12 protein-coding genes are annotated in these 12,265 nt (G+C 27.3%); 2 read left to right on the top strand and 10 right to left on the bottom strand.

Annotation, left to right across the window (positions count from 1 at the left end):
• The first annotated feature begins 175 nt into the window (after positions 1-175).
• Positions 176-550: a pyridoxamine 5'-phosphate oxidase family protein gene (locus BN8917_RS08085; RefSeq protein ID WP_066873076.1), complete on the top strand. Its 375-nt coding sequence runs from the start codon at positions 176-178 to the stop codon at positions 548-550.
• 341 nt (positions 551-891) lie between these two features.
• Here BN8917_RS08085 and BN8917_RS08080 read toward each other — a convergent pair whose 3' ends face one another.
• From BN8917_RS08080 to spoIVB, 3 genes are all read right to left on the bottom strand, one after another.
• Positions 892-1,470: an Ltp family lipoprotein gene (locus BN8917_RS08080; RefSeq protein ID WP_066873074.1), complete on the bottom strand. Its 579-nt coding sequence runs from the start codon at positions 1,468-1,470 to the stop codon at positions 892-894.
• Positions 1,471-1,886: 416 nt separating this feature from the next.
• Positions 1,887-2,705: a sporulation transcription factor Spo0A gene (spo0A, locus tag BN8917_RS08075; protein ID WP_066873072.1), complete on the bottom strand. Its 819-nt coding sequence runs from the start codon at positions 2,703-2,705 to the stop codon at positions 1,887-1,889.
• Between the two features lie 174 nt (positions 2,706-2,879).
• Entirely contained in the window at positions 2,880-3,998 is a 1,119-nt protein-coding gene (gene spoIVB / locus BN8917_RS08070) for a SpoIVB peptidase (RefSeq protein ID WP_066873070.1), read from the bottom strand.
• 464 nt (positions 3,999-4,462) lie between these two features.
• Between spoIVB and pnuC the strand changes: the two genes are divergently transcribed.
• Positions 4,463-5,260, top strand: a complete 798-nt coding sequence (gene pnuC, locus BN8917_RS08065; protein WP_066873067.1) for a nicotinamide riboside transporter PnuC — start codon at positions 4,463-4,465, stop codon at positions 5,258-5,260.
• Between the two features lie 86 nt (positions 5,261-5,346).
• Here the strand turns inward: pnuC and recN are convergent, their stop codons facing one another.
• From recN to BN8917_RS08030, 7 genes are all read right to left on the bottom strand, one after another.
• Entirely contained in the window at positions 5,347-7,056 is a 1,710-nt protein-coding gene (recN, locus tag BN8917_RS08060; RefSeq protein WP_066873064.1) for a DNA repair protein RecN, read from the bottom strand.
• A gap of 19 nt (positions 7,057-7,075) precedes the next feature.
• Positions 7,076-7,525, bottom strand: a complete 450-nt coding sequence (locus tag BN8917_RS08055; RefSeq protein ID WP_066873061.1) for an arginine repressor — start codon at positions 7,523-7,525, stop codon at positions 7,076-7,078.
• 14 nt (positions 7,526-7,539) lie between these two features.
• Positions 7,540-8,373, bottom strand: a complete 834-nt coding sequence (locus tag BN8917_RS08050; RefSeq protein WP_066873058.1) for an NAD(+)/NADH kinase — start codon at positions 8,371-8,373, stop codon at positions 7,540-7,542.
• 14 nt (positions 8,374-8,387) lie between these two features.
• On the bottom strand, positions 8,388-9,197 hold the full coding sequence (locus BN8917_RS08045) for a TlyA family RNA methyltransferase (RefSeq protein WP_066873056.1): 810 nt from the start codon (positions 9,195-9,197) through the stop codon (positions 8,388-8,390).
• A gap of 82 nt (positions 9,198-9,279) precedes the next feature.
• Entirely contained in the window at positions 9,280-11,142 is a 1,863-nt protein-coding gene (dxs, locus tag BN8917_RS08040) for a 1-deoxy-D-xylulose-5-phosphate synthase (RefSeq protein WP_066873053.1), read from the bottom strand.
• A gap of 21 nt (positions 11,143-11,163) precedes the next feature.
• A complete protein-coding gene (locus tag BN8917_RS08035) occupies positions 11,164-12,039 on the bottom strand; it encodes a polyprenyl synthetase family protein (protein WP_066873051.1) in 876 nt (291 codons plus the stop codon).
• Positions 12,039-12,257: an exodeoxyribonuclease VII small subunit gene (locus tag BN8917_RS08030; protein WP_066873048.1), complete on the bottom strand. Its 219-nt coding sequence runs from the start codon at positions 12,255-12,257 to the stop codon at positions 12,039-12,041. The genes BN8917_RS08035 and BN8917_RS08030 overlap by 1 nt, the downstream gene beginning before the upstream one ends.
• Between the last annotated feature and the right edge of the window lie 8 nt (positions 12,258-12,265).

The following is a 12,265-nucleotide window of genomic DNA, read 5'->3' as shown; positions in this document are numbered from 1 at the left end:
TTTTTATAAAGTCTTCTATGTAATGATATCCCATTATTTACTTGCATTCAAGAGAATCATATTAAATAAGATATATCTATTGACAAAAGGCAAAAAAGATTCTATTCTTAATTATAGACAGTATTTATCCAGGATATAATTTATCTTTAATTAAAATCGAAAGAAGGAATATAAAATGCTTACAGAAAAATTTTATGAAGTATTAAAAAACGAAGGAGTGGTTTCAATAACCTCTTGGGGAATAGATGAACCACATGTAACTAATACTTGGAATTCATATTTAGTTGTAACAGATGATGAAAGAATCTTAATTCCAGCTGCTGGCTTTAATAGTACAGAAGTAGATGTAAATGTAAATAATAGAGTTAAAGTAACTCTTGGTAGTAAAGAAGTCGAAGGATTTAATAATTATCAAGGAACTGGTTTCTTAATTGAAGGAACTGCTAACTTTATTAAATCAGGTAAAGATTTCAATCTTATGAAAGATAAATTCCCATTCTTAACTAGAGTGTTAGAAATAACAGTTACATCATTAAAACAAAGAATTTAACATTAAATAGATTATAATAAACTTAAGCACACTCTCTTGTCCTATAATTAAAGCTATTTATAAGAAAAGATAATATATATTTAACATTAATACTAAATATATTATCTTTTCTTTCTATTCTAAATTTATTTAACTCTTTTAGGCATAAAAAATCACCTCCAAATTTAATTAATTAGAGGTGATTTTTTACTATTTCATTTATTAATAAAGTACATATTATTTACTATAAGATTCTTAATTTTAATTAATCTATATTATTATCTGTTATTTATTTAAATAATAAAAGCATCTAGTTTCTACACTAGATGCTTAAGTTAACTTTTTATATTTATAAAATAATATTACTCTAGATTATCTATAGCATATTGTGCTTCTTCCGCTGTAAATTTTTCACCATGTTGTGATACTAATTGATCATAAATCGCACTTGGAGACATTGCCATAGTTCCTTGATATGTTTTTGCTTTTTTTAATGCATTTGCTTTCCAATCTGCGTTTACATTATCTACAGCATATTGTGCTGCTTCTGCTGAGAATTTTTCTCCATACTCTGATGTTAACTGTTCATATAATCCAGCCTTAGACATTGCCATAGTATTACTATATGTTTTTGCTTTTCTTAATGCAGACTTATATTCAGTTGGAATTTTCTCTTCTACGTCATCTTCTACTAGAATATTACTTTCTGTTTTATTACTTGGGTTAATTTCTTGTTCAATTTTACTTGTTCCACTACTTGCTGTCTTAGAGTCGCTACTACTTGAGTCACCTATTGCTGCAAGTATTATAAAGACTACTATTACTATAAACCAAGGTCTCTTATATATTGCTTTCTTATTCTTTGCTCCACATCCTGGGCAAGATTTAGCATTTGCTGCTATTTCCTTAGAACAGGTTTTACATTGTATCATTTTTGCCATTTTTGAATCCCCTTTTCAGCTGTCACTAATTTATAATTACCAAGGGATATTGTACCATATTAAATACCGTATTTTATAATTATAGATATTTTTTTTCATTACTTTAATTATATCTATACTAATTTAATATTTTTAACATTTTAACTTGATATTTCTTTAAATAAAAAATATTATAAGTAGAAAAAATACCCATATAAATATATCCTCACAACTTAGTAAAAACTTTTATCAAGGTTATTTCTAAGCTAGTAAAAGTAAAATTTACTTTCTTATTTCTTGATATAAAAAGAACACCCCATTAATTTTCATTTAATTAATTGAAGTGTATCTTTATATTTATATTTATATATAATTTATTAGTTTATGTGTATAAATAGCCTCAATTACCATAACTCACAAGCCTAGTAGTTTTCTTATTAGCTTACCTTATTTTTAAGTCTTAATTTATCAGCAACCATAGCTATAAATTCTGAGTTTGTTGGCTTACCCTTATCATTGTGAATTGTATAACCAAATAATTTATTTATAGCTTCTATTTGACCTCTGCCCCATGCAACTTCTATAGCATGTCTTATAGCACGTTCAACTCTACTAGCTGTTGTATTATACTTCTTAGCTATTGAAGGATATAATTCCTTTGTTATCGCTGATAAAAGTTCCATATCATTAACAACCATAGTAATTGCTTCTCTTAGATACATGTATCCCTTAATGTGAGCAGGAACCCCTATTTCATGAATAATATTTGTTATTTCTGATTCTAAATCCATAGGTTGTCTTCTATTACTAACTGGAGCTTCTGTCATCTCAAGTAAAGTTGATTGTCTTGTATTGCTCTCCTCTGATGAAATTGTATTATTAAACATTTGTCTAATTCTCTTTATGAAAACATCCATATCAAATGGTTTAACAACATAATAATCAGCTCCAAGTGTAATAGCTCTTTGAGTTATCTTATCTTGTCCAACTGCTGATAAAACAATTACTCTTGGTATCTTATCTAATTTTGAAGAATTTAATTTTTCTAATACACCAAGTCCATCTAAATGTGGCATAATAATATCTAAAACAACTAAATCTGGTTTCTTTTCTTCTATTAATTCTAAAGCTTCTAAGCCATCATTTGCAATTCCAACAACAACTATATCCCTTTGATTTAATAAATAATCATTTAATATACTACAGAATTCCTTATTATCATCTGCAATTAAAACTGAAATTTTTGAATCATTCATTTATTTTCTCCCCTTACTATATAATCTGCTCATTATTCCATTTATTTACATTATTAACTTCGACAAAAACTATTCAAATCCTTTAATTATTCAAAAAAAAATAAAAAAATATACTAAAAAATATTTTTATAATATTCTTTAGTATATTATAACACATTTTATTCTTTTACTCACTTATTTTAACAAATTTGCATCTTTTAACATCCATTCTATATAAATTCCATATCCAGTATTAGGTTTATTTATCAAAACATGTGTCACAGCTCCTACAATTTTATCATTTTGTATTATAGGACTTCCACTCATACCTTGAACAATACCACCTGTCTTTTCAAGAAGTTCTGGATCTGTTACTTTAATAACCATACTCTTAGGTCCTGGTTTTGATTGCTCTATAACCTTTTCTATATTAATTGTAAAATATCTAGGTCCTTTTTCATCAATTGTTGTTATTATTTGAGCTTCTCCAACCTTAACCTCTTCTTTAGATGCTACTTCATAAGATTTATTTTTTCTTAAAGAACTTCTTTTTTGAACTTCTTCTTTATTCAGAACTCCAAAAATACCACAAATAGTGTTCTTTCCTACTGTTCCTATCTCTTTCTTTTCATTCATAAATAAACCTTTTAACTCACCTGGAGAACCCACTTCTCCTTTTCTAACATTTACAACAGTTGAATTTAAAAGACTTCCACCTTCAACTGTAAGAATCTTATCAGTTTCATTATCAGTGATAGGATGACCTAAAGCACCATAAATACCTGTATTCTCTTCATAGAATGTCATAGTTCCTATACCTGCTGTAGAGTCTCTAACCCAAAGTCCTAATTTACAATTACCTTTACTATCTTTAATTACCTTAACTTTTTTATTTATAAGCTTTCCCTTTCTTTCAATTAAAAGGTCTATCTCATTATTTTCATTTTCTGAAATTCTACTCTTAAGGTCTTTAGAATTATTTATATCCTTATTATTTATTTTTAAAATTATATCCCCAATCTCTACTCCAGATGCTTCAGCAGGACTCTTCAATACTTTCTTATCAGCATCCTCTATATCCGAGAACGCTACGGCTAAGATTCCCTTTGTAGATATTTTAATTCCTACATTCTGACCTCCAGCATATACTTTCATTTTATCTTTTTTACTAAAATATTTGCTTTCACTAGCTGAAACTAGTTCAACATTATCCTTATTAAGGAGAAAATTACCTAAAGCGAATACAGAAGATAAAAGTAAACACATTAAAACAAATTTTTTTATAAAATTTTTCTTTTCGTTCTCTTTTTTCATCTTATCTCCTCCTTTACAATAGTAATTTACCCTTTTTAATTCTTTATATGTTAGAGTAACGTTGTTAGTATATCCAACTTATCTTAAATTATGAGAAAATTTATCATAAAATTAATTTTTTTATTTAATAATATGCATATATACATTAAGCAGATATAAGTATAAAAACAAAAAAGACTGTATCAGAAGCCAATTTAACTTAACTTTTGATAACAGTCTCTTTTTATACTCAATAAAAAAAACATATTTATTAATAGAAATAAAATCTTTAATTTATTTTTAATATCTATCTAGAAAAAACTAATGAATTATCTATATTTATAAAAACTTATATTTCGTATTAAAAAGAATTTTCAAATATAAACTTGACATTTTAATCTATATACTCTAACATTAATACTATATTAACGAATTATTTAAAAATATTTAACATTAATATTCGTATAACAAAGGATGTGTACTAAATGAATTTCTACAATAGCTTTACTAAATTCCAAAAAGTATTTTTTATATTCTTTACTGCTGCTAGTATTATTACTTTCTTACTTCCTTTATCTTTAGGAAGAGATAATTTTTCTAGTGTATTTTCCCCTTTAGGAATAACAGGATTACTATGTACTATTTCAGGAATATTAGTTTCTATATATACATCTAACGCTAATATATATGGCTATATTTGGTGGATTATAAATACTATAACTTTATCAATTATTGCTTTAGTAGGTAGCTTATATGGTCAATTTATCGAAAACTTTTTTATAGTATTACCTCTTATAATCTATGGTTTTATATCATGGAAATCTCATATGTCAAAAGAATCGACAAATAAGATAATAATAAAAACTCTTACAAAAAAACAATGGCTATACTCTATACTAATTTCAATAATATGCTTTATTGTTTATGCTATATTTTTAGATAAATTACCTTTTATTTTATATAAATTATTTAATATCAGAATTTCAGCAGATCCTCAAATATTACTAGATTCTATAACTGCAACTTTAACTATAATGGCTGTATTCTTTACAGGAAAAAGATATGTAGCTCAATGGAATTTCTGGATTGTATCTAATAGCTTAGGATTTATAATGTTTGTAATTCAAACCATACATACTGGAATTATTAATCCATCAATTTTTGTAGGTGATTTATCAAATACTTTATCACTTCTTCAGTATTTAGTTGGATCAATATATGGATATATTATGTGGAAGAGAATGCACAATGAATATAAACATGAATTAGAATTAGCTTATTAAGACTATTCATTTTAAAATTTAATAAAAAATAAAGGGTATCTCTATATTAAAATAAAATTTATCTTAGAGAGCCCTTTTTAATTAAATTATTTATTCTTTTTATTTCTTATTTCTTGTTTTTTAACCTCATTAAGATTAATCATATCTCTTGCATTTAAAAGTGTTCCTTCTGTAAGTTCTACCCCACCTAACATTTTAGCAATCTCAATAACTTTTTCTTCCTCATTAATTTGTCTAACACTTGAAAAAGTTGTATTATCCCTAACTTCCTTAGAAACAAAATAATGATTATCTGACATACTAACAATTTGAGGTAAGTGACTTATGCAAAATACTTGATGTTTTAAAGATATTTCATACATCTTTTCAGCAACACTTTGCCCTATTTGTCCACTTATACCTGTATCTATTTCATCAAATATAACAGTTGGTATATTATCCTTATCTATAAACACAGCTTTCATAGCAAGCATTATTCTTGAAAGCTCACCACCTGAAACTATCTTTTCCATAGGTTTCATTGGCTGACCTGGATTTGTTGATATTAAGAATTGAACTCTATCTTGACCTCTTTGATTGAACTCTTCTGTTAAAACAACTTCAACATCAAACTCACATTTCTCAAGGCCTACATATGAAAGTTCATCCTTAACTCTTGAAGTTAAATACTCTGCAAAAGATTTTCTAATATTATGAAGCTCTAAACTTATTTCTTTTAGAACTTCAATAATTGCAAGTTTTTCTTTATTTAGTTCTTCTATTATTCTTTCTGAATCAAGCATTTCTTCAAGCTGTCTTTCCAAATCTTTTGCATAATTTAATACTGCTTCTTCAGATTCTCCATACTTTCTTTGTATAGTTGAAATCTGATAAATTCTACTATTTATAGATTCTAACTCATTTTCATCATAAACAACACTTGAGTTTTCATCATATATATCTCTAGCAATTTCTTGTAATTCATAATAAACACTGCTAACTCTTGAGTTTATATCTTCTATCTTCTTTGAATGAGCTTCTATAGATGCAAGATCTCTATTAATATCACCAATATAATCTATTATAGATTGTCCATTTAATATAGACTCATTTAGCTTACAATAAGAATTATTTAATGCTAAACTAATTTTTTCAGAATTTGATAGTATATTATATCTCTCAGTAAGTTCTTCTTCTTCACCAACTCGAATATTTGCTGATTTTATTTCTTTTAATTGGAATTCTATGTAATCTATAAGTTTTTGGTTTTTACCTTCTTGGCTTAAATCTGATATTTTCTTTTCTATCTCTTTAAGCTTAGTATACTGCTCTTCATATTTTAATAAATTTTCAGAAAATTTTTCATCACAAAATGAATCTAAATAAAAAATATGATTTTCTCTATTTAATAAATTTTGATTATTATGTTGACCATGTATATCTATAAGCCTACTAGTAATTCTTCTTAAATTATTTAGAACAACTGACTTCCCATTAACTTTACTTATATTTTTTCCATTACTAAAGCTTTCCCTGGATATTATTAAGATATCATCTGCTTCAATATCCATTTCATCTAAAATTTCTTTAACTCTTGTATTATTTTCTATAGAAAATACACCCTCAACAAAAGTCTTATCCTTACCTATTCTTATAAGTTCTTTACTAAACTTACTTCCGAGAACATAATTTATAGAATCTATAAGAATAGATTTACCTGCCCCAGTTTCCCCTGAAAGGATATTAAAGCCTTCTTTAAAATCTAAACTTATACTTTCTATTAAAGCAAAATTTTCTATTGATATTTGTAGAAGCATTTTGCACCTCCAAACTCCATTAATCTACCATTTCTTTTATACGTTTAACAATTTCTATAGCCTTATCATTATCTCTTAATAAAATAAATATAGTATTATCTCCTGCTATAGTCCCAGCTATTTCTCCTAAGTTTAAAGCATCTATGGCCTCAGCTGCTGCACTTGCTGAACCAGTTAATGTTTTTACAACAACCATATTATTTACTGATTCTACGCCTTCAACAGTACTTTTTAAAATATTAGTTAACTTCTCAACAATATTACTGCTTTCATTTTTTATAACTGAATATCTATATCTACCAGTTACATCTTGAGTTTTAATAAGCTTTAATGACTTTATATCTCTTGATACTGTTGCTTGAGTTACATCAAATCCTGAAGCTCTTAACTCTTCTGCAAGTTCATCTTGAGTTTCAATAGCTTTCTTATTTATTATCTCTATGATTTTACAATGCCTCTTTGATTTCATCTAAATACCCCCTTTTATATTTCCGTTCTACAAAAGATTTTTTTTCTTAAAACTTTAAAATATTTTTTTTCTTTGAAAGATATAACTTTAAATTTAACTTCTGATTTTTCTACTGTTATTCTATCATCTTTTTTAAGCTTAATAGATATTTGCCCATCCATAGTTAAATAGATTTCTTCTTCAATAGTTGGTATAATAGTTATTAAACTATTTTCATTTACTATTAAAGGTTTAGAATTTAAATTATGTGAACAAATAGGAACTATAGAAATAATATTAATATCTGGACTAACAAGCGGACCTCCAGCTGATAATGAATAAGCAGTTGATCCAACTGGTGTTGAAACTATTATTCCATCACCATTAAAAGATGTATATTTTTCTTCATTAACATACACATCATATTTAGTCATTCTTGATAAAGTTCCTCTTGCAATAACAACATCATTTAAAGCTCTATTACCTTTAAATTCTTTACCATTAATCTTACATTTAATCATTATTCTTTCTTCAATATTATATTCGCCTTTATTTATATCTTCTAAAGCTTCATCAAGCTCTGAAAATTCTACACTTGATATAAAACCTAAATTTCCTATATTAATCCCTAATATAGGACAATGTATTTTATGAGCATAGTTTCTTGCTGTTCCAAGAAGAGTACCATCTCCTCCAAGAACCATAAGTAAATCAAAAGAATCAAAGTCTTCCTTATTATTTATATCTAAGTGATCCATTACAGAAATTTCATCTGGTCTCAAATACTTGTTGGTCTTTTCAATAACTAATTTTTCAATTTCACCCGTGATATCTTTGCTTTTATTTATTAAAATTCCAACCTTTTTCATATAACCTCTCTTTTCTATAAATCACTATGTGAATTATTAACTACTTCATCTATGATTTCAAAATTAAAATCATCTTGTTTTTCATTTGATTTTCTTAAATAAATTAAATATTCTATATTTCCTTCTGGTCCCTTTATTGGTGAGAAGTCTATATTTAAAATATTTAAATTATTTGAAAGAGCATAATTTACTATTTTCTCTATTACTTCTTTATGAATTTCTGGCTCTCTAACGACACCTTTTTTACCAACCTTGCCTTTTCCAGCTTCAAATTGTGGTTTTATTAAAGCCATAACTTCTCCATCTTCTTTTAAAAGATTCATTACTGCTGGCATTATAGTTGTAAGTGATATAAATGATACATCTATTGATGCAAAATCACATTTATCAGGTACTTGCTCATCTGTTACATATCTAACATTAGTTCTTTCAAGACATACAACTCTAGGATCAGTTCTAAGCTTCCATGCAAATTGACCATATCCAACATCTATTGAATAAACCTTACTTGCTCCATTTTGTAGCATACAATCTGTAAAGCCACCTGTTGAAGCTCCTATATCCATACATATTGAACCATTTATATCAATTCCAAATGAATTTATAGCTTTTTCAAGTTTAAATCCACCTCTACTAACATAAGGTTGCTTTGAACCCTTAAACTCTATATTGGCTTCTATGTCTATTTTTTCACCTGCTTTGTCAACTCTCTTATCATCAACAAATATTTCTCCTGCCATTATGCTTCTTTTAGCTTGCTCTCTAGATTCAAAAAATCCTTTATCAACTAAAATAACATCTAGTCTTTCTTTTTTCTTTGCCACTTTTTATTTTGCTACTTTAAAAATTTAAATTTTTTAAAGTAGCTCCTCCTTTTTCTTTATTCCATTTAAAAATAAGTAAAACTTATAACATCTCTAAAACCTTATTTTTAATTGATTCAGAATCTAAACCATTTTCTCTATATAATATATCAACTTTTCCATGTTCTATAAATTTATCATCATAACCTATATTATCTACTTTTCCATTATAATTATTTCTAATTAAATATGCAGATATACTTTCTCCAAGTCCACCTCTAACTATACCATCCTCTATAGTTAATATCTTTACATTTTTAGAAATTAACTCATCAAGCATAGAATAATCTAATGGTTTTACAAAAGTAGCACTTATAAGTCCTATATTTTTATTATGGCTTAATTTTAATTTATTTATAGCTATTTTTGCATGTTGAACCATTTTACCTGTTGCAATAATAAATAATTCATCATTATCTATTATTTTTTCCCATTTTCCAAGGCTTATATTATTTAAAGGCTCAAGTCCTGTTTCTTCATAATCTCCACCTCTTGGATATCTTAAAGCTACTGGCTTTTTATAGTCTAAAGCCCACTTAAGCATTGGTTTCACTTCACTCATAAGTTTTGGAGATAAAATAGTTATATTAGGAATTAAGTTTAAATATGATATATCAAACATTCCTTGGTGAGTTTCACCATCTTCTCCAACTATTCCAGCTCTATCTATGGCTAATATTACAGGTAACTCTTGTATACATACATCATGTATAAGCTGATCATAAGCTCTTTGAAGAAAAGTTGAATAAACTGCAAAAACAGGTTTTAAGCCTGCTGCTGCCATTCCTGCTGCCATAGTCATAGCATGTTGTTCTGCTATACCTACATCAAACATTCTCTTTGGAAACTTCTTAGAAAAAGCTTTAAGACCTGTCCCATCTGGCATAGCAGCAGTTATTGCTACTATATCTTTATCCTCAGCTGCTAAATCTATCATTGCCTCTCCAAATACTTGTGAATAATTTTGACTTGATAATTTTAGCATTTCACCACTTGAATAGTTAAATGGTCCTACTCCATGGAATTTATTAGGATTTTCTTCTGCAAAATTATATCCTTTTCCTTTTTGTGTTACTGTATGGATAACTACTGGTCCATCTATTTCTTTTGCTACCTTTAAAATTTCATCCACGCTTTTAAAATCATGTCCATCAATTGGTCCAAAATATTTTAGTCCCATATCTTCAAATAACATGCTTGGAACTACAAGTTGTTTTATACTTCCTTTTATCTTTTCTAAAGAATGGGCTACATTTTTACCAAAATCACTTGAATTTAAGCTAGCATTTATACCAGCTTTTAATTTATTATAAGCTTTATCAGATCTTAATTTATTTAAATGAACTGATAATCCACCAACATTCTTTGATATTGACATTTGATTATCATTTAATATAACAATCATCTTAGTTTTATTATATCCTATATCATTTAAAGCTTCTAAAGCCATTCCTCCTGTTAAGGCTCCATCACCTATAACAGCTATTATATTTTCTTTACCACCATGTAAATCTCTAGCTCTTGCCATTCCTATAGCAGCTGATATTGATGTACTACTATGTCCTGTGTCAAAGAAATCATATTTACTCTCTATTCTTTTTGGGAATCCACTAAGCCCCTTATATTGTCTTAAAGTTGAAAACTGATTTTTTCTGTCAGTTAATAATTTATGGACATAACATTGATGCCCTACATCCCAAATGATTTTATCTTCGTCAAAATTAAAATTCTTAAATAGTGCTAAGGTAAGTTCAACAACACCTAAATTTGATGCTAAATGCCCACCTGTTTTAGATATACTATCTATTAAAAATTCCCTAATTTCCTTCGCTAGCTGATTAATTTCTTTATCATTTAAATTTTTTATCTTATATTTCCCTTCAGAATCGTCTAGCATATCTATCATAAAATATCAAATCCTTTTCGCTTAATTTTTTCGTTCAAGTAAAGTTAAAGCTAACTGTTTTAGACTTATGATATTTCCATCTATATTATCTAACAACTCCATACATTCATCTGTCAATTGTTTGCAAAGTTCTTTGCACTTTTCTAAACCATATATTGATATATAATTAGTCTTATGGTTTTCTATATCACTATTAGCAGTTTTTCCAAGTATCTCTGTTGTTTGTGTAACGTCTAATATATCATCTTTTATTTGGAATACAAGCCCTAACTTATCTCCAAACTCACTAAGTTTTTCTAAATCTTTATCACTAGCCCCTGCAATAGTAGCTCCTGCTAATATTGAAACTTTTATTAATTCACCAGTTTTATTTTTATGCATATAATTAAGTTCTTCTAAAGATAGGCTCTTTCCTCTGCCCTCTGCTCTTATATCTACCACTTGACCACCTATCATTCCATCAGCTCCAGCTGCTTCGCTAATAAGTTTTGAAGCTCTTAAGGCATTAGTTCCATTCTTTAGTGAGAAATTCATTAAAATAATCATTGCTTCATTAAGTAATGCATCTCCAGCAAGTATTGCTAAAGCCTCACCATATACAACATGATTAGTAGGTTTCCCCCTTCTTAAAACATCATTATCCATTGCGGGGAGATCATCATGTATAAGTGAATATGTATGTATCATCTCTATTGCCATGGCTACATCTAAAATATCATCTACATTTTCATTATATATTGCATATGAAAGTAGTGTAAGTATAGGTCTTATTCTTTTACCACCTATATTTACACTGTAAGACATAGATTCATATAATTCTTTATTATAACTACCTTTATCTTTAAAGTATCTATCTAATGATACATCTATTTTATCTTTGAGACCTAGTATATCCATTATTCTTCTCCTTCAAAGTTTTGTTCTACTCCATTATTAACTATTTTAATTTTACCTTCAACAGAATTCAACTTTTTATATAATTTATTTAGAAGTTTTACTCCTTCTTCATAATTTTTAATGGATTCATCTAGACTTAATTCGCCTCTTTCCATATGAGTTATGATTTCTTCTAATTTCTCATAAGTTTCTTCATAAGTTTCCACTTTTCTAGCCATATAAATCA

The sequence above is a fragment of the Clostridium mediterraneense genome, assembly GCF_900091705.1.
Classification (GTDB): Bacteria; Bacillota; Clostridia; order Clostridiales; family Clostridiaceae; genus Sarcina; species Sarcina mediterraneense.
Note: the sequence above shows the minus strand (reverse complement) of the source record. Positions and strands in the feature narration are given on the sequence as shown.

Bases quoted from the DNA above. Each gene is read 5' to 3' on its own strand.
- pnuC (WP_066873067.1), top strand. From the start codon at position 4,463: ATGAATTTCTACAATAGCTTTACTAAATTCCAAAAAGTATTTTTTATA.
- spo0A (WP_066873072.1), bottom strand. From the start codon at position 2,705: ATGAATGATTCAAAAATTTCAGTTTTAATTGCAGATGATAATAAGGAA.
- dxs (WP_066873053.1), bottom strand. From the start codon at position 11,142: ATGATAGATATGCTAGACGATTCTGAAGGGAAATATAAGATAAAAAAT.
- BN8917_RS08050 (WP_066873058.1), bottom strand. From the start codon at position 8,373: ATGAAAAAGGTTGGAATTTTAATAAATAAAAGCAAAGATATCACGGGT.
- BN8917_RS08080 (WP_066873074.1), bottom strand. From the start codon at position 1,470: ATGGCAAAAATGATACAATGTAAAACCTGTTCTAAGGAAATAGCAGCA.
- BN8917_RS08030 (WP_066873048.1), bottom strand. From the start codon at position 12,257: ATGGCTAGAAAAGTGGAAACTTATGAAGAAACTTATGAGAAATTAGAA.
- BN8917_RS08085 (WP_066873076.1), top strand. From the start codon at position 176: ATGCTTACAGAAAAATTTTATGAAGTATTAAAAAACGAAGGAGTGGTT.
- recN (WP_066873064.1), bottom strand. From the start codon at position 7,056: ATGCTTCTACAAATATCAATAGAAAATTTTGCTTTAATAGAAAGTATA.
- BN8917_RS08035 (WP_066873051.1), bottom strand. From the start codon at position 12,039: ATGGATATACTAGGTCTCAAAGATAAAATAGATGTATCATTAGATAGA.
- BN8917_RS08055 (WP_066873061.1), bottom strand. From the start codon at position 7,525: ATGAAATCAAAGAGGCATTGTAAAATCATAGAGATAATAAATAAGAAA.
- spoIVB (WP_066873070.1), bottom strand. From the start codon at position 3,998: ATGAAAAAAGAGAACGAAAAGAAAAATTTTATAAAAAAATTTGTTTTA.